The 18,381-nt window shown below is 36.7% G+C and carries 13 protein-coding genes; 6 read left to right on the top strand and 7 right to left on the bottom strand.

Going from position 1 to position 18,381, the window contains the following annotated elements:
- Window positions 1-130: 130 nt before the first annotated feature.
- The 5 genes from QM524_RS12450 to QM524_RS12430 all read left to right on the top strand — a co-directional run bounded on the left by QM524_RS12450 (window position 131) and on the right by QM524_RS12430 (window position 4,702).
- Window positions 131-1,132 (top strand): PAS domain-containing protein, encoded by a 1,002-nt coding sequence (locus QM524_RS12450; protein ID WP_095164780.1) that lies wholly within the window; start codon window positions 131-133, stop codon window positions 1,130-1,132.
- Window positions 1,133-1,300: 168 nt separating this feature from the next.
- Window positions 1,301-1,936: a leucine-rich repeat domain-containing protein gene (locus QM524_RS12445; protein WP_283344849.1), complete on the top strand. Its 636-nt coding sequence runs from the start codon at window positions 1,301-1,303 to the stop codon at window positions 1,934-1,936.
- A gap of 206 nt (window positions 1,937-2,142) precedes the next feature.
- Entirely contained in the window at window positions 2,143-2,514 is a 372-nt protein-coding gene (locus QM524_RS12440) for a BlaI/MecI/CopY family transcriptional regulator (protein WP_166578427.1), read from the top strand.
- Window positions 2,511-3,869, top strand: coding sequence for a M56 family metallopeptidase (locus QM524_RS12435; protein WP_283344848.1), 1,359 nt, complete (start codon window positions 2,511-2,513; stop codon window positions 3,867-3,869). The genes QM524_RS12440 and QM524_RS12435 overlap by 4 nt, the downstream gene beginning before the upstream one ends.
- A gap of 401 nt (window positions 3,870-4,270) precedes the next feature.
- Entirely contained in the window at window positions 4,271-4,702 is a 432-nt protein-coding gene (locus QM524_RS12430; RefSeq protein WP_283344847.1) for a nuclear transport factor 2 family protein, read from the top strand.
- 102 nt (window positions 4,703-4,804) lie between these two features.
- Here the strand turns inward: QM524_RS12430 and QM524_RS12425 are convergent, their stop codons facing one another.
- The 3 genes from QM524_RS12425 to QM524_RS12415 form a co-directional block, all read right to left on the bottom strand.
- A complete protein-coding gene (locus QM524_RS12425) occupies window positions 4,805-6,490 on the bottom strand; it encodes a RagB/SusD family nutrient uptake outer membrane protein (RefSeq protein ID WP_283344846.1) in 1,686 nt (561 codons plus the stop codon).
- Between the two features lie 14 nt (window positions 6,491-6,504).
- A complete protein-coding gene (locus tag QM524_RS12420; RefSeq protein ID WP_283344872.1) occupies window positions 6,505-9,408 on the bottom strand; it encodes a SusC/RagA family TonB-linked outer membrane protein in 2,904 nt (967 codons plus the stop codon).
- Window positions 9,409-10,201: 793 nt separating this feature from the next.
- Window positions 10,202-12,178, bottom strand: a complete 1,977-nt coding sequence (locus tag QM524_RS12415; protein WP_283344845.1) for an alpha-1,4-glucan--maltose-1-phosphate maltosyltransferase — start codon at window positions 12,176-12,178, stop codon at window positions 10,202-10,204.
- Between the two features lie 781 nt (window positions 12,179-12,959).
- Here QM524_RS12415 and QM524_RS12410 point away from each other — a divergent pair.
- Window positions 12,960-13,784 (top strand): SPOR domain-containing protein, encoded by an 825-nt coding sequence (locus QM524_RS12410; RefSeq protein ID WP_283344844.1) that lies wholly within the window; start codon window positions 12,960-12,962, stop codon window positions 13,782-13,784.
- A 61-nt stretch (window positions 13,785-13,845) separates the two neighbouring features.
- On the opposite strand, the gene QM524_RS12405 is transcribed toward QM524_RS12410, so the two are convergent.
- The 4 genes from QM524_RS12405 to pdxA all read right to left on the bottom strand — a co-directional run bounded on the left by QM524_RS12405 (window position 13,846) and on the right by pdxA (window position 18,308).
- Window positions 13,846-14,631, bottom strand: a complete 786-nt coding sequence (locus tag QM524_RS12405) for a sterol desaturase family protein (RefSeq protein ID WP_283344843.1) — start codon at window positions 14,629-14,631, stop codon at window positions 13,846-13,848.
- Between the two features lie 149 nt (window positions 14,632-14,780).
- Window positions 14,781-15,722: an NAD(P)-dependent oxidoreductase gene (locus tag QM524_RS12400; RefSeq protein WP_283344842.1), complete on the bottom strand. Its 942-nt coding sequence runs from the start codon at window positions 15,720-15,722 to the stop codon at window positions 14,781-14,783.
- 535 nt (window positions 15,723-16,257) lie between these two features.
- Window positions 16,258-17,139, bottom strand: a complete 882-nt coding sequence (locus QM524_RS12395) for a TIM barrel protein (protein ID WP_283344841.1) — start codon at window positions 17,137-17,139, stop codon at window positions 16,258-16,260.
- 140 nt (window positions 17,140-17,279) lie between these two features.
- Window positions 17,280-18,308: a 4-hydroxythreonine-4-phosphate dehydrogenase PdxA gene (gene pdxA / locus QM524_RS12390; RefSeq protein ID WP_283344840.1), complete on the bottom strand. Its 1,029-nt coding sequence runs from the start codon at window positions 18,306-18,308 to the stop codon at window positions 17,280-17,282.
- Between the last annotated feature and the right edge of the window lie 73 nt (window positions 18,309-18,381).

Raw genomic sequence — 18,381 nt, 5'->3', positions numbered from 1 at the left:
ATATTTGAAGGCTTTATTTTCAAAAAGAGAGTAGAAAATTAGAAATCTGTGTAAATTTGTTAGCTAACAAATACCACCAATATTAAACCACTGCTATCGCTTTTACTGCTTTAGGGTATATACCTATCTAATGCTAAACACTTCTGAAATACCATTAATTGATACATTAAAGGCGATACTAGACAGTTCGCCTGAAAATTTTGTATTGATTTCTGCTAATCATACTATTTTATTATTTAATCGTACCCTTCAAGAAATGATATCTGGTTACTTTAACACCGATATCCAGATTGGTGATGATTATCGAAACTATGTACTCGAATCTACACAGAATCTCTATGCAGAAAGTTTTCAAAAAGCCTTAGAAGGAGAAATTATTATTATTCAAGACGAGGCTGTAGTAGGTAATACTACTGTCTGGTTTGAATATAAGATGAACCCAGTTTACGATGTTAATAATCAATTGATTGGGATTGCATTATATATCAAAAATATTAATGCTCAAAAAAGAGCAGAAATATCACGATACGAGAGTGAGATGAAATTTCGTCGTATTATCGAGACTGCACCCATTGCCATTTTGATAGTAGACAGTCAAATGACAATTACCTTGTGTAATCCCGAAACTGAAAAGATTTTTGGGTATAATCACGAAGAAATGATAAATCAACACATCGATTTATTGATTCCTGCTCGCTTCAAACAAAATCACCATCAACATACCGAAGAATATCTACAGTCACCACGAATGTACCAAATGGGAGCAGGCAGATTTATCCCATCTGTCACCAAAGATGGCAAAGAGTTAATTGTGGAGGTAAGTCTCAACTCATTTATTGTCAATGGAAAACAGTTGGTTTTAGCCATGATTCAGGATGTGACCGCTCGTATACAAAACGAAATTCAGCTAAAAGAACAAGTGCAGATTTTGGAAAAAATCGCTTGGCAACATTCTCACGAAATTCGTCGACCAGTTGCCAATATCAAAGGCTTGATAGATCTAATCAATATGGATTATGAAGCAGTACAATCTATTCCAAACTGGAGTTATCTTGAGCAAGAAGTGGAATCACTTGATCATATCATTCATAAAATTGTAGCTGATACCTATCGCGAGTTTAGAGGGAAATAAAGAGTAATGTTTTACTAGGTCAAGACTTAGTCGAGCCCTAGGCAGTTCTAAAACCATCAAACACATGAAAAATCTACTATACTTATTAGTATTCATTGCTCTTCTAAGCTGTAAAAATCAGAAGATATTCCCGAATCAATCGTAATTAAAGACCCTATCTTTGAAAAAATGCTGGTCGCCCAAGGGATTGATTCCGACAAGCAAGTAAATGGGAAAATAGCAAAATTAGATGTTATGAAAGTGGATACCTTGTTGATTCAAGGTGATGTTTCAAATATCAATAACACCATTTCGAATCTCGCAGGCATAGAAGCATTTGAGAACTTAAGTTATCTTGATTGTTCCTACAATACTTTATCCGTTCTGGATTTGAGCAAAAACGCTAAACTTACTTATTTAAAATGCTCAGGTATTCAAGAGTTAATTGCTGGTGTGACCGATTATAAACAAGTCCAGTCCATCATATTAAACCCTTTCGCCAATCTGCAAACCATTCATTGTGCCTACACCAATATCTCAACTTTAGACTTTGTGATTAAGCCTCAACAACTTAAGGTTCTAAACTGTACAGGAAGTAGTCTGAGCTCGTTGAATGTATCTCAGCTAACAAATTTAGAAGAGCTTTACGCTTCATGGATTTTGTATAACAGGTTGGATTCTATTGATTTAAGACAAAATACCAAGCTTCAAAAATGTAAGTTGCAGATTTATGGACTTAAATCTATTTGCGTTGCTTCCATAGATAAAATTCCTGCGAGTGGATGGGAAAAAATGCCCACCACAAACTATGTTAATTGTCAATAATACCATTTTACTAGTTCAAGACTTAGTGTTGGACTTATTTTTTTAAACAGTTTGTAAGCTGAAACAAACACCAGTCCGAGACTAAGTTTCTAACTATATAATAGTATCCTCAAAAATATCCCATCATTTTTTCAAAAAAATCAACTTTATCTTGTCGATATAAATTTTTATTCTACATTTGTAGAGTAAATTCTAAATATGTAGAAATGAAGCTTTCAGAAACTGAAGAAAAACTCATGGAATACCTTTGGCAGAAGGAAAAGGCCTTTATGAAAGATTTGTTAGAGGCATATCCCGACCCCAAACCAGCTACGACAACGGTTGCAACTTTATTGAAACGAATGATTGATAAAGGTTTTGTGGCGTATCGTGAATATGGTAATTCGAGGGAGTATTATCCGCTTGTGTCTAAAGACGACTATTTTACGAAGCATGTTAAGGGACTGATTAAGAATTTCTTTAACAACTCGGTGGGTCAGTTTGCATCCTTTTTTACTCAGCAAAGCGAAATGAGTACAGAAGAATTGGAAGAATTAAAAAAAATCATTGATGCTCAACTTCAACAAAAACAGCAATGACACTCTACCTACTCAAATTTTCAGCCTGTCTGGGTTTGATATACCTATTTTATAAACTATGTCTTGAAAATGAAAACTTTCATTTGTTTAAGCGCTACTTTCTATTGGTAGGGCTTGTATTGAGCACGACAATTCCATTGGTTTCTTTCGAGATTCCATGGTATCAAGAACATGTTATGGAAATAGTTCTACCTATAAAAAATGCAAATCCGATTGATGGGAAAATACCTTCGATTGAGTTAATTCAACCGAATGAGTATCCTACAGTCGAAATGCCCATTTGGTTCTACATCTATGGTTTAATACTTGGAGTGTTGTTGATCAGATTTTTGCGAGGGCTTTATCTGATTACTCGCAAAGCAGTGATGAATGAAAAGCTAGTACACCAAAATGCTCATTTGGTATTAATTGAGGAAAAAATCGCCCCGTTTAGTTTTTGGAACTACATCTTTTTAAACAAGTCAATTTATCAAACCAAAGGAATTGAATCAGATATTCTTTTGCATGAATTGACCCATGTAAAACAAAAGCATACTTGGGATATTCTTTTTGTAGAGTTATTTCTGATCGTTTTTTGGTGGAATCCCATCTTGTATTTGTACAAAAAGGCGATTCAATTAAATCATGAGTTTTTGGCTGACAGAGAAGTTCTAGCTCAAACACAAGTGCCGACCTATCAGCAACTTTTACTTCAAAATGCCACTGGCAATGCTCTTTATTTAACAAGCAGTTCAACCTTTTCTATTACAAAAAAACGATTTCTTATGATGACACATCACACCTCCGTAACTGCCCGTATCTTGCGTGGCGTGGCTTGTTTACCTTTAATTTTGGTATTGATTGCTGGATTTTCAGATTGGTCTTTAGGGCAAAAAACTGAGAAAAAAACGCAAAAACCAGTGCCAGTAGCAATTGACTCCAACAAGGTGAAATATTTGGTCACAACCTTTTATCCAAATAAACCAAATAGCCGACATGAAATAATGAAAACCTATGCTGAATTAACTCAGGAAGAACGAGAAACCTTGAAAAAGCCAAGCTATTTACCCTTCGAACGACCAACTGCTGAAATGCTAAAAATCTGGACACACCCACGTTGTGGTATTTGGATTGATGGAAAACATGTGCCATATCAAACGCTAGCGAAATACAAACCTGAAGATTTTTCACATTATTTTGTCAGTCGACTTTTTAAAAATGCACAAGTAGGTCAACGAAAATACCAAATTGACTTAATGACGAATCACTATTACGAAAATGTTTACAAAAAAGAAGCCTTAGCAAACCCTCATTTCTTTAGTAAAACTGGTGATGGGGAGGATAAAAAACTTGTAGGAATAGTGTTAGTAAAATAATAAAAACTTGAAAAGGGATTCGAAAAGGAGTAATTTTCCTTTCGAATCCCTTTTTAAGTTTACAAATCAGGAGTGAGCAGTATGTTTGACATTTTTCAAGTAAAATAATAGATAATTTAAAAACCTTCATAATCTTCAAATAGTGTTCTACGAAGGATTTTACGTTGTTCAAGTGCGTTCTTATCATTAGCATTTTTGCATTAGCGGCAACCCTTTCGGTTTCCCAACTGCAATTTTATTTTAAACACAAAACTTAAACTTTTGTACTGTATTAATCGACAAATCAAAATTCAGCACTAATACTTAGTCTTAATAATCAGGTATTTTAGTATTTAGACTTTGGCTTAAATTATTTATATAAATGTATCTTCTCAATATTATTTACATAAACCTTTATTGCTATGAAAAATCTATTTGTAATTTTATCATTGAGTGTTTTTTGGGGCTGTCAGTCTCAAAAAGAAGATGCTAACAAACAAAAATCGGAAGTATTTGTCAAAACCTATTTTGAACATTTCAATCGCCATGATTTTAAGGCAATGGCAGCCATGTATGTCGATTCTGCGGAGTTTAAAGACCCTTCTTTTGGTACTGGTATAGTGAAACAGTCTCAACAACAAACCGTCGTAAAATATACCGAGCTCGCCAAGATGTTTCCTGATCTTCGAGACAGCGTTATCAGCATATACCCATCCGATACCAATCATATCATTGTAGAGTTTATTTCTAAAGGCTCTATGCCAAGCAGTAAGTTCGAGCTTCCAATTTGTACGATTTTTACCCTACAAAATGGAAAAATCACAAAGGATTTTACTTATTATAACAACCAGTAAAAGAGTGATGAGTTTTGAGTGTGGAGTGCGGAAAGGGCAGATATACTAAAACAAAAAAGGAGTGATGAAACTCATCACTCCTCATTCAAAACTCATCACTTCTTAATATGATGGATTCTGTACTAAATAGCCTGGAAGGTTAGAAGCACCGTCGATGGCTGTTTGTGGAATTGGGAAAATACGTTTGTTACGGTCTGTGTTAGTTTTTTCAGTCCAAGTATCTTCGTATTTACCAAAACGAATCATATCTGTACGACGAAGCATTTCCCAGTAAAATTCAAAACCTCTTTCACGATACAATAAGTCTAATGACATACTTGTCAAAGCTGGAGGAGGCGTTGTCGCTTTTCTTGAAGCACGAACGGTATTAACATCTGCTAAAGCTGAAGCAGCGTCGTTGCTCTTACGCAATTTTGCTTCTGCGCGCATCATATATACATCAGCCAAACGTAAAATTACGATATCTGCGTCTCCAAGGTTACGACCTGATGTAGATTTCTTCGAGAACTCATATTTTTCAACACGGTAGCCTGTTGAGTAGTCAGAACCAGCAACAGTAAAGTCTACTTTTTCGGTAAAGATTACTGGAGTAGTCGGACGGTTACGAGTGTCATTGAAAAGTTTACCAACCTTCATTTTTCCATCTGGACATTTCAAGAAAACACCATTTTTACGAATCAAACCATACTGCTGACCACGCAAAATACCTCGGTTGATATTGAAGCTTTCAGCTGTTACACATGAGTCAGCTGGGTTTGAATAAATCGAAAGGTTTTGCTTGTAAAAACGAGGGTCAACGCTGGGGTCTTGTGAGCCATAAGCATTTACCCAAGTACGATAATAGTCAGACGTAATCGCTGGACCGTCAGTACCATTTGCCGCAGGGAATGCTGGCAAAGGGAATTGGTCACCCGACAACGAGAAGTATGCCAAACGGTTATGACCATTCAACTCAGCACGTTGGTCTACAGCAAAGATAATTTCTTTGTTGCTATGGTTATCGCTATTGAAAATTGAGAAATATTCTGGCGACAACTGGTATTGATTAGAGTTAATGATTTTGTCTGTATACTCAATCACTTTGTCTAAATCGTCATTTGAGAAAGTTACAGTTTGTGCTGTCACATTACGATAAACAGCAGCATTTAAGTACAAGCGAGCCAATAAACCCCAAGCAGCAGCTTTGTTCAAACGACCAGGACCTACTGTAGTTGAAAGGTTTGGTTCAACCGCCAACAATTCTGATTTGATATATTCTACTGCTTCTGCACCACGGATTACTTTCGAGGTTTCACCAACACTATTTTTTACAAAAACAACACCAAACAAATCCAAGGTCAACATTGAGTAATAAGCACGCATACCACGTGATTCTGCCAAGTACAACTGAGAAGTTGCATCGGTTTTGCCCTGAAACTCATTGATAGCTGAAACCGAACGAGAAATACCTTGAAGAATAAAGTTCCAAGTGTTTTTCAAGTTTGGATCTGTACTGGTTTGTGTATGCTGGTGCAAGGCTAAATAAATACCATTGTCACCCCAGTCTGTACCTCCACGGTAAGGCAAAATAGCCTCATCTGTAGAGATTTCTTGAATGGCAAAATAGTTGGTATGTAAGAAAATACTTGGTAATAAAGCGTATACAGGAGCCAATGTACCATTAGCGATATCTGCATAAGAAATACTCGGAGAAAAAGATTCATCTAGTACTTGTTCTTCGAGGTTAGTACAACTTTGAGCTGCAATCAAAGAGGCTAACAATGAAAGGAATATAACTGGTTTTTTCATGTTTCTTTAGAAAATTAGAATGTTACATTAAGTCCAAATACAACTGTTCTTGCTTTTGGATAACTTAAATAATCGATACCATAAGAAGTAATACCGTTGATTGTACGGTCTGTGTTTACTTCTGGGTCATAGCCATTGTATTGGGTAATTACAAATAAGTTTTGACCAGTTACAGATAATCTCAAGCCTGAAATCCATTCGTTGATTCCTAACTTTTTGGTATCAAATGTATAACCTAGTGCAAGGTTATTCAAACGTAAGAATGCACCGTCTTTCAAGAATCTTGTTGATACTGGAGCTGAGTTATTAACAGATTCATTCGGGAATGCTAATACTTCAGGAGTAGTGTTGATTCCTTTTGAAAGACGCAATTTGTAAAAGTTTGCGTTAGCAGTGTTATCATAGATTTTGTTTCCAGACACGCCATTGAAGTTAGCGGCCAAATCAAAACCTTTGTAGCTCACACGACCAAAGAAGTTATATTGTTTATTAGGTAATGCAGTTCCTGCTGCAATACGGTCGTTGTCTGTAACGATACCATCACCGTCAACATCTCTGTATTTGCTCAACCCTTTGTCATCCAAACCAATAAATTCTTTCAAGAAGAATGTACCAATAGGTTGACCATTTACATAACCATTGATAGTAGCTGAAGTCAAACCAGAACCTGAAGCCGAACCTGAAGGAATTACCGAGTAAGGTGATTTGTTTACTACGTTGCTGATGAAAGTAATGTTTCCACCAAATTCGTATGTCAAACCTTGTTTCGTTGAATGACGGTAGTTCAATTCTAATTCCAAACCTTTGTTAGTGATAGTCATATCCTTCACGTTTGTCCAGAATGTACCCGCTGGTTGTACTGGGTCAGAAGGAATTACTTCTAACAAAATATCACCAGAAACTTTGTGGAAAGCATCGATTGTACCGCTCAAAGCACCATTCAAGAACGCAAAATCTAAACCTAAGTCAGTTTGAGTAGATTGTTCCCACTGAATATTTGGGTTAGCCAAACGAGTATATGAAGTACCAGCAGGGTAGGTAGTAGACTCATTCAATGGATAAGAAGTTGTACCTGAAACCACCGAAGTAAAGCGTGCTTGAGTAATTTTTGAAGGAATCTCTTGGTTACCTGTTCTACCCCAACCAGCTCTTAACTTTAAGTTGCTTACCGAAGAACCTTTCATGAATTCCTCTTCAGAAATTCTCCAACCTGCTGAAAATGATGGGAATATCCCGTATTTGTTGTTAGCACCAAATTTTGATGAACCATCTGCACGAACTGTTGCTGTCAATAAGTACTTGTCTTTGTACGAATAGTTTACACGGCCAAAGAATGATTGCAATTCGTTGATAGTGGCATAACCGTAAGGCTTGTTGTTTGCCAATGTCAATTCTTGACCTAGACCTGGGTTATAAATTGGCTCAAGGTCAGTAATAGGGAATTTGTTGATACTGTAACCACGACCTTGGAAGTAGAATCTTTGATAAGAGTGACCCACCAACATCGAGAAAGTATGATCTTTACCAATGTTTCTGTTATAAGTCAAATAGTTTTCAATCAAACGGTTGGTATTCCATGTATCAATCGATTCTAAACGACCATCTTGTTGTGGTACAGCGTTTGCTAATGATTGCAAATCACGGTGTGCACTTGAGTAGTCAATCCCGAAGTTAAGTTTGTAAGTTAAGTGATCGGTGATTTTCAAAGATGGCGAGATATTCCCCAAAAGTCTAGTAGTAGTTGTCGCATCTTTTTCCAATTTCAGTGCCAACAACGGGTTAGTACCTGACTGATACAAATAGATATTACCATTGGCATCATAAGCAGGAATTGTTGGGTTTGTAGAAATAGCACTACCCAAAACAGATCCGATTGGAGGACGTTCGTTGTATGTTTGTGATGCGTTTAAGTTTACATCTACAGTCAAACGATCTTTCAATAGTTTTTGTGTAACATTTAAGCGACCAGAGTAGCGATTCAATTGGCTATTTTTGATAATACCCTCTTGATTCTGGATACCGAATGAACCGTAATAAGTAAGCTTGTCTGCTCCACCACCAAAAGATAAGTTATGGTTTTGCGTAACAGCTGTACGACTAATCTCTTTTTGCCAGTCTGTATTTCCTTTGAAATCTTCCAATACACCACCAACAGCTACTACTTGCTTACGGTATTCATCAGCTGTAAATACATTCAACGGACGAGCCATAGTAGACAAACCGTAACTAGCTGAGTAAGTGAGTGAAGAGAATCCCGATTTTCCTTTTTTCGTAGTAATCAAGATAACCCCGTTAGCACCTCTTGAACCATAAATGGCAGTTGCAGAGGCATCTTTCAATACGTCGATCGACTCGATGTCTTGAGGGTTCATAAACGTCAACGGGTTGGTTGCTCCACCTGTTGATGAATTATCAAGTGCCATTCCATCTACTACAAACAATGGCGTACTACCCGTACGAACACCACCCGGACCACGAACTGTGATGTTTTGAGTACCACCCGGCTCACCACTTGCAGATGTTACGTTTACACCCGATACTTTACCTTGTAATAAAGATTCAGGTGTGTTGATGATACCTTGGTTAAATTCGGCACTTTTCAATGATTTTACCGAACCTGTTACATCTTTTTTCGTTGTACTACCATAACCTACAACAACAACTTGTTCTAAGTCAGACGCAGTTGATTTTAACGAAACCTCTATTTGTGTACGGCCATTTACCGCTATTTCTTGTCTTTCGTATCCTACAAAAGTGATGACTAAAGTTGCCTTTTCGTCAACATTCAATGCAAAATTTCCTTTTGCGTCGGTATTTACACCACGCTTGCTACCTTTCACTGCAACCGAACAACCAATAAGCGGTTCGTTAGTTGTGGCATCAATGACTTTTCCTTTTACAGGAATTTCACTAGTCATTAATTTTTCTAAGCTGTAATTAGATAATGCTGCACGGTTGTGAGCGTGAAGCGGTGTGGGCGAAAGCCCCACACAAACACCTAATAGCAAACCAGCGGCTAGTTTGCTGGTAAGACTCTGAGAGTAGAGTTTGTTCATGATAAAATTGGGTTGATAAGTATGAGTATCAGGATGTTGTATACTTTTTTTGAGTTTAAGAAAATTACGAGTATCCTGTCTCTAGCATTCACCAATGCTTAATTTGGAGGCGCAAGTTATCCTATCAAAGTCGAGAGGCTGTAAATAAATCATTAAGTCGAGATGATTTATCCTTAACATTGGGCAAAACAAATCTGGTCTCACACAGTAAAATATGGAGATTCTAAGAAAAAGTGAAATATTAGAGGGCTAGCTATTGCCGTTTTTTACCGAAAAAACAGGGTGATTTGGGTAAGAAAAATGGAGTTGAATAAAGAGTATTTGTTGAGTTCATATTCAAATGGTCATATTGGTTTGGAGATAACTTTACAGCTGAAAGTAACCTGATTTTATCCTAGGAATAGAAATTTAATTATTTTTTTTATTAATAAATCATTTTTTGGCAAGTATTTTTATGAAATCGATTGTAAAACGAATTGTTTCAAAAAATGGCTCTAAGCAATTGTATCTGTATTTTTGCTTATGATTTTAACCAAAAATAAGCCCAACTTCTTAAAGTATGAAGTTGGGCTTAATAATTTCTTAATATACTTAGGTGATTATAAGTAGTTCCCAAGAGGGATTTGACTCCCAACACCTAAGTATAAATCTTACACTATATATCTTCAATTCTGAACAAGTGCATCGGCATAATATGAGGGTCAAGATCTACAAAATTATATTCGCCTTTCCAATTATATTTAGCTCCAGTCAACAAATCATGAACGACATATTCTTGGTCTTGATGCTTATGGATTTGCGAAAGTGGTACTCTCACTACTCCGCCCTGGCGATTATAAGGGTCGAGATTGACTACGCACAAAATTCGGTTACCATTGGCATGCGTTTTTAGATAGGCCAATACTTGATCATTTTCTATCTGACAGAAAGTAATATTATTGGTACGTTGCAAAGCGGAATTTTCGACGCGTGCTTGGTTCGTCAGACGAATGATTTGTGTCAACTTATTTTCAAATGACCAATCCCAGTGTTTGATTTCATATTTCTCAGAATTACGATACTCTTCTTTCCCTGGATTTGCTTCATTGTTCATGCTTTCAAATACAGGTCCAAAAATACCATAGTTTGCCGAAAGAGTAGCCGCCATAAAATAACGTGTGATAAACATCGGTTCTAAACCACCTTGCAAGCACCAAGGCAAAATATCATGGGTATTCGGCCAAAAGTTGGGACGCATGTAGTATTTCTGTTCGGTATGCGTCAACTCCATCATATAATCAGTCAATTCGGCTTTGTTATTGCGCCAAGTATAATAGGTATATGATTGTGCATAACCCAATTTGGCAAGTTGTGCCATTACCTTCGGCTTGGTAAATGCTTCTGCCAAGAAAATCATGTCTGGATATACTGCTTGCACTTCGGCAATGACCCATTCCCAAAAATTAAATGATTTGGTATGTGGATTGTCTACACGAATAAGGCGAATACCCCATTCGGCCCATGTCATAATGACATTTTTTAACTCATCCCAAAGCTCCTCCCAGTTTTCAGACTCAAAGTTGATAGGGTAAATATCTTGGTATTTTTTAGGAGGGTTCTCCGCATATTGAATCGTACCATCAGGACGTACTTTGAACCATTCTGGATGTTCTTTAGTATAAGGGTGATCTGGCGAACATTGAATGGCTAAGTCCATAGCTAGTTCGATACCATTATCTTGACAAGTCTGAATCAAATGTTTTAAATCATCTAAGGTACCCAATTCTGGCAAAATCGCCGTGTGACCGCCTAAGTCTGAACCAATACCATACGGAACCCCAGGTTCGCCTGGCTCACAGGTAGTTGAATTGTTTTTACCTTTTCTAAATTGATGACCAATTGGGTGAATAGGAGGAATATATAAAACATCAAAGCCTAAAGATTTTACACGCGGAATGACATTTTCCTCAACATCTTTAAATGTACCATGTGCTCCTTTTTTTGATGCTGCAGAACGTGGAAACATCGAATACCAAGAAGAGAAAGCCGCTTTTTCACGATCAACCCACAGTTTGAGTGTCTTGTAGGTACTAACATACTTTTTATTCGGATACAACTGAATCCAATCGTGCATGGTAGTTCCTGTGGCAAACTCAACAGCATGTTGGTATTCACTAGGATTGCGGAAGATACTCGCCGCATGTTCAATTAGTGCTTTGTCTGATACTGAAGCTATTGAAGCCATATAGTCCAATATATTCGCACCGACTAACAGTTCAATGTTGACGTGTTGTCCATCCTTAATTTTCATGCTGATTTCGTGCTCCCAGCTAGCAGCATGGTCTACCCATGCTTCAATGGTATATTCGTAGAAACCATTGTCTTCTACCTTAAATGATGCCCCATAACGGTCATTATTGATAAAATACATAGGTGTTTCAATCCAATCTTTGGCATTGTTACGCTTGTGGAGCAATCTTGCTGAGAGAATATCGTGTCCATCCAAAAAAACGTCTGCTTCTACATGAATAGAATCCCCTTGTACAGCTTTAATAGCAAAACGCCCCCCGTCTAGTTCAGGGCTTACACGTTCGATAATTACTCGACTCTGTCCGTTTTGCGGTTTTTTTAAAGATTGTTTCGTTTTAGCCATAGCTATTTGTTCTAAATTGGGAAAATGGTTTGGGTATCACAGTGAGTATGAAGAATAGCGAGAGATGAGATTTAATATTGATTTCTTGATAATTATCATTTCGAGAAACGGAAATCTCAACTATCTTATCCAAAACTTACCATAGATACACGAATGTTTTTGTTTATAAAAATGTTATCTAATTGTAGGGTACCACTCAAGAATAGCATAAACAAGACCTTGAGAGTGCCTATACAAATATATTTCTAATTGTCGAAATCTAAAATTTAAACGTAAAACAAGTTTTTTTGATAAAATTTTGAGTTTTACAAAAGTTTGGCACGATATAAGCTAGTAAATAATCAAGGACTTACAATATTTTAAAGAAAGAATTTGAATAAAAAGCCTGAGTAAGTACAAATCTTGAAAAAAGACAAATTCTTTTTAGTAAGCCACTCAAATCTCATATCTCCTTACTTCACACTTTATAAAGTATAACGTTTTGTTTGAAAGTTGGACAAAACATAGATTTTGAAATGCTAGAGAAACCTTGAATTGGTTAGATAAAACTACAATTCATAAGTTTTTTATGGCTTTTGTCTATTTAATTTGGCAATTAAGCATGTTAAAACGTAAACTTAGCTAAAGTATTTTAAAGCTGGCATGATTTTTGTTAAGAATTGTATAAACTTTATAATAGTCATTTTATACATTTATCTCAAATTTCGAAGGTTTCATCGAGTATAAGCACTGCGTTTCTTAAAACACATCTGAAAATAAACACATAATCTGAATAACAATTATGAAAAAATTAATCGCATCCGCTTTCCTTATTTTAGTTCAAGGTGGTTTGATGGTTACAAAAGCTCAAAATTCTGAGTATAGTGGTTCTTATGGAAATAATGTAGTAGAAGAAGGAATTGCAAAGTATTACGGTAAAAACTTAACTGGAAATTTAACATCTTATGGTGAGCGCTACGACGATGCACAACTTACTGCTTCGCATTCAAAGTATCCTCTAAATACGGTTTTGAGAGTAACAAACCTCGAAAATAATCGTACAGTCGATGTACGCGTAAATGATTATTGTCGTTGTGAAGAAGAGGGCAAATTATTGAATTTGTCAAGAGAGGCTGCTTCTCGTCTGGGTATGATTGCAAGTGGAAAAGCTCAAGTAAGAGTTGAAGTATTGAATGCTAGACCTGCGTCTCAGGTAAATATTTATAGAGATTACGATATCGCGGCAAGTACTCAAGAAAGAGTGCCTGTACAATCTAGTTCATTAATGCCTCAAGCATCGGTTGCAATGGCTCCAAGTAGCTATTCGACGGCATTCTCTGAAGATAGAACTTACGATATCAACGGTACAGTAAAATCTCCAAGAGGATTTGCGGTACAGGTAACAGCATTGACAAGCTTAAACAAAATTCATGATATGTATGATGAACTTATTAAGTTAGGTTTGTCACCAGATGAAATTTATGTTCAAGTTGGTCAAAAAGAAATGGGTAAAGTGTATCGTATTCTTTTCGGAGAATTCCATACAAAAGAATCAGCATCAGAAAAAGTGATGTGGTTGCAAGAAAGAGGCTATAGAGGCTTAGTTCGTACGCACTACAATTACTAAGATTTTATATTACAACTATTATTACCACACTATTAAAGGAGACGTTTAACGTCTCCTTTTTTTATGTTCTTTCATCAAACTCTTTTTGAAACTTGGGACTTTCTGTTTTGCCGATTTTATCCCAAAAGGTAAAGTATAAACCAAAGTTATAACGATAGTACTTATGATGATGACTATGGTGAGTGGCTCCAATCATTACCTTACCTAACCAATTACCCCATTTGGTTTTAGGATAAATCTCTATGTCTAAATGATTGATTGCCGCTGTAATTGTCATAATAGTTAAATGAACCGTAGCGGCATATATATGCATAGGAATGATACAAATAATCGCTGGCATAATAAGCGCTTCAAGTAAACCCTCAATCGGATGAAATGAGAAGGCTGTCCATGCGGAGGTAATTTTACTATCGTGATGGACTTTATGTACAAGATGATAAATTTTCGGATGATGCATCCATCGGTGAGCCCAATAATAATAGGTTTCATGAATGAGCATTGAGATGACTATGCTGCACGGGAACCAAAATATATCATACCAGTGCAAGTCTGTATATAATTGGGTATAGCCTTTTTGCCAGAGTACCGCCGTAAGTGCTCCAATTACAGAAAAAAGGACTGCTGTAAGCGTAGACCAAGTTATTTCCTTTTTGAACTGTTCTGGTGGATATGCCTTTGTATTGATTTTTCGAAGCTTCCATTCTTCTTTTTTCCATAAATAAAAATAGCTATGGAAAAATCCTGAAAGAATAAAATAGCGAATCATTACTACAAAAAACATAGCAATGCAGGTAATGATAAATGTAGTTGGATCTAAAAAATCAAAATCAGCTAATGAAGTTTTCATACTTTTTTAACTGATTTATGCTGAAATTGTTTGAAGGAAATTTCCTTGGTGTAATCCCGAAAATATTATTCAAAATAAAAATCTGAAGCGTCGACTTGAATAAATTGGCGTCGATGCTTCAGATTTTTTACTTCAATACTATTGCTATACTAATGTTGAGGATGAGCTTTTTTAATCTTATCAATCAATACCTCATTGATTTTCACATAACTTTCATGAGTCCATCCACCGATGTGAGGCGTAAGAATGACATTCTTTTTCTGAAAAAGTGCTTCGTAATAACTTTCTTGCTCAGCACTGAGTTGTGACATTTTCTCATTTTCTAGTACATCCAAACAAGCTCCTCGCAACTGACCCGAATTTAAGGCTTCCACAATATTACAAACCGAGGCTACTTCTCCACGAGCGGTATTGACCAAAAAGAACGGTTTATGAAACGAATTGATAAAGTCTGTATCCACCATCATTTTAGTTTCGGAGGTCAATGGCACATGAAGACTTAAGACATCTACCTGCTCAAACAATTCCTCCAATGTGGCTTCTTGGGCATATTGATCACTAAAATTACTTTTGTATTTATCGTAAGCCAAAACCTTTACACCAAATCCTGATAATCTTTTCGCAACCGAACTACCCATATTGCCGTATCCAATAATCCCAACAGTCATACCCATGAGTTCGATGCCACGATTAGCCTCACGTTTCCAGATTTTGTGACGAACCTCGATGTCTGCTGTATTGATATGATTGAAAAGACATAAAAGCATCCCAATAACATGTTCGCCTACGGCGTCGCGATTACCTTCATTGGCGGCAAAAATAATAATTCCTCTGCGCTCAGCTTCTGCGATGTCGATGAGGTCGAGACCAGCGCCTGCTCTGGCAATAAACTTCAACTCAGGTGCGGTATCAAGCATTTCGATATCTACCTTCGTTTTACTACGAATAATCAAACCATCGTAGTCTTTGAGTTTTTCCAACAACTCTGCACGAGTAATTTCGGGGATATAATCATAAGTCATCCCGATTTCGGTTAGCATTGTATGAATGCTAAGGTGCATTTCGTCGGCAATCAAAATATTTTTCTTCATCTAATCTACTTTGTCCTGTCAGAAAGAAAGAACTTAAAATGTACTGTAACCTAGTTTACGATAAAACGAATCAAAGTTACGGTGGGTTTCATTCTGAACGAAATATTTGTAGGTAAATAGGTATATGTTGGGCGCAAGGGGCTTTCGGGTATCGGCTTTGGGCTTTTAGGTAGGACAATTTAACCATTTGGCATTCGGCTGTCAGTTGTGGGCTTTCGGAAAAATATTTCTTATAAATTAATAGAAACATTTTCGACACGGGGAAATTTATTCACCCACTAAATGGAAGCCTTGGTTAAGAACTACTTTAATACTGAATACATATTAAGCTCAACTAAGCATCTTCAATAAATCAAAAAAGCGGTCGAAATTTTTTCGACCACTTAGAGGATATTATTATGCGATGTTTGATTTAGCATAAGACCTAAAGTATAAGGTCTCTACAGTAATGATGCGGATTTTAGCATAATCACTCATTTACTCAAACATCACTCACTCAATTCGAAATGATTATCCTTATCTAAGAATAGCAGAATTAGAATTTCAATTTTTTCAAATTGTTCAAACTAATCTCGATACCTTCCATTGGCGTGCGCTTGTAGGCTTCTAACTCAACGATAAAGTATTTAAGACCTGCTACGTCTTTTTTGTTGAAAATTTCTTGGAAGTTGATATCTCCTTCACCCACTTCAACACTTACGTTTTTCACTGGATCGTGATCTTTTACGTGTACGTGAGTGAAGCGACCTTTATATTTGTTGAACCAATCTGCTGGTTTTTGACCTGCTACTACTGCCCAATATAAGTCCATTTCGAATACGATATGTTTTTCTGTATTGTCTAATAAAGTAGTATAAAGCATTTCACCATTTGGCGATTTGAATTCGAAATCGTGGTTGTGATAGCCAAATTTCAAGTTCAACGTTTTAGCATACTCAGCAGCTTTGTTGAAAATATCAGCCATCAATTTACCTTGATTACGGTCATCGTCGAGCATATAAGGTACAATTGTGTATTTCTGACCAACTTTGGCTGCATCTTCCAACATACGCTTGTAGCTGTCTGAAAGCTGACCGTTTACGACATCTTTTGACGTAATCATGTTGTGAGCAGATGGCATTTTTAAGCCATTGTCATTCATGGTTTTTAAATATTCGTCTGCCGATAAGCCAAAGAATTTACCATTTGAATATCCGAAACCTTCTACGTTTTTGTAACCCATCTTAGCAATTTTAGCTAAAGCGGCTTTCGGGTCTTTAGAAACATCTTCACGTACTGACCACAATTGTACACCAATATGGCTCTTTTCACCCTTTTTAATATTTGCGAATAAATCGTTCGAAAGAAGTGCTGCACCAGCAGTTGTCAAAAGACTAGTTCTGAGGAAGTCACGACGAGATGTTTGTTCGTTCAACATTGCTCTAAATTGATTAAGTTAAATGATTATTGGTAATAACTGGATAGATAGTTTGAGGTCTCAACCTCTTCATAATTAAATACCCATCAACTTAACGTTCATGGGTATTTTAAATTTTGTTTCAAAAGTAAGAAAAAGTTTTACTTTTCTTCTATTTCCACTGCTGATTCTTTGCGGTTTTTTACAATATCAATCGCCGAATAAATGGCTTGAAGCATGGAAGTTTCGCTGGCAGAATTTTTTCCAGCAATGCCATAAGCCGTTCCGTGGTCGGGTGAAGTACGTACTACTGGTAAGCCAGCTGTGAAGTTTACACCATTTTCAAAGGCAATATATTTGAATGGAATTAAACCTTGGTCGTGGTACATGGCCAAAATAGCATCGAAATGACGATGTTGCATATTGCCGAAGAAACCATCAGCAGGAAATGGCCCAAATACCAAGTTCCCGTTTTGTTTGAATTGCTCCAAAACAGGAGTAATAACGTCTTTTTCTTCGCTGCCTAACAAACCGTCTTCGCCAGCATGAGGATTAAGTCCTAATACTGCCACTTTTGGTTTTTGAATCCCAAAATCATTGGTTAATGATTCGAGCATCATCGTTAATTTTTGAGAAATACGTTCTGGCGTAACTTGAGAACGCACACGTCCCAATGGAATATGTCCTGTCACTACTCCTACACGGATTTGCTCAGAAACCAAAAACATTAGAGAGTCTTTTGCTTCGAAAGCACTGGTAAAAAACTCAGTATGTCCCGGAAACTTAAATTCTTCCGACTGAATATTATACTTGTTGATAGGCGCCGTAACAATCGCTTGAATGTGCCCGTCTTTCAAGTCCTGAGTCGCTTTTTGTAAGCAAGCCAAAGCAGCAGCGCCAGCTTCGGGAGTTACTTTGCCAGGCTCTACATCAGTTTGTTTGTCGTCCCAACAAGTAATCACGTTGGTAACTTTGTAGTTGATTTGTTGAATGGCAGGAATACTATGCAAAGTCCAGTCTTTCAAATCTAATACTTTACGGTAATAGCTCAATACACGCTGTGAACCATAGATCACGGGTGTACAGATTTTGAGGATGCGGTTACTTGCTAGGGCTTTTAGTATTACTTCTGGACCTACGCCATTGTAGTCACCTAAGGTAATACCTATAACAGGTTTTTGATGTTCCATATTCTTTTGAGATTCTTGATTCGGTTTTGCCGAAAAGATATTGTATCCTTGGATACGCTATTCGATAAATTCC

This window comes from Flectobacillus roseus, from assembly GCF_030056595.1.
Taxonomy (GTDB): Bacteria; Bacteroidota; Bacteroidia; order Cytophagales; family Spirosomataceae; genus Flectobacillus; species Flectobacillus roseus.
The sequence above is the reverse complement of the archived record's forward strand: the minus strand, read 5'-3'. Positions and strand labels throughout refer to the sequence as shown.

Bases quoted from the DNA above. Each gene is read 5' to 3' on its own strand.
- QM524_RS12450 (WP_095164780.1), top strand. From the start codon at position 131: ATGCTAAACACTTCTGAAATACCATTAATTGATACATTAAAGGCGATA.
- QM524_RS12445 (WP_283344849.1), top strand. From the start codon at position 1,301: ATGCTGGTCGCCCAAGGGATTGATTCCGACAAGCAAGTAAATGGGAAA.
- QM524_RS12440 (WP_166578427.1), top strand. From the start codon at position 2,143: ATGAAGCTTTCAGAAACTGAAGAAAAACTCATGGAATACCTTTGGCAG.
- QM524_RS12435 (WP_283344848.1), top strand. From the start codon at position 2,511: ATGACACTCTACCTACTCAAATTTTCAGCCTGTCTGGGTTTGATATAC.
- QM524_RS12430 (WP_283344847.1), top strand. From the start codon at position 4,271: ATGAAAAATCTATTTGTAATTTTATCATTGAGTGTTTTTTGGGGCTGT.
- QM524_RS12425 (WP_283344846.1), bottom strand. From the start codon at position 6,490: ATGAAAAAACCAGTTATATTCCTTTCATTGTTAGCCTCTTTGATTGCA.
- QM524_RS12420 (WP_283344872.1), bottom strand. From the start codon at position 9,408: ATGACTAGTGAAATTCCTGTAAAAGGAAAAGTCATTGATGCCACAACT.
- QM524_RS12415 (WP_283344845.1), bottom strand. From the start codon at position 12,178: ATGGCTAAAACGAAACAATCTTTAAAAAAACCGCAAAACGGACAGAGT.
- QM524_RS12410 (WP_283344844.1), top strand. From the start codon at position 12,960: ATGAAAAAATTAATCGCATCCGCTTTCCTTATTTTAGTTCAAGGTGGT.
- QM524_RS12405 (WP_283344843.1), bottom strand. From the start codon at position 14,631: ATGAAAACTTCATTAGCTGATTTTGATTTTTTAGATCCAACTACATTT.
- QM524_RS12400 (WP_283344842.1), bottom strand. From the start codon at position 15,722: ATGAAGAAAAATATTTTGATTGCCGACGAAATGCACCTTAGCATTCAT.
- QM524_RS12395 (WP_283344841.1), bottom strand. From the start codon at position 17,139: ATGTTGAACGAACAAACATCTCGTCGTGACTTCCTCAGAACTAGTCTT.
- pdxA (WP_283344840.1), bottom strand. From the start codon at position 18,308: ATGGAACATCAAAAACCTGTTATAGGTATTACCTTAGGTGACTACAAT.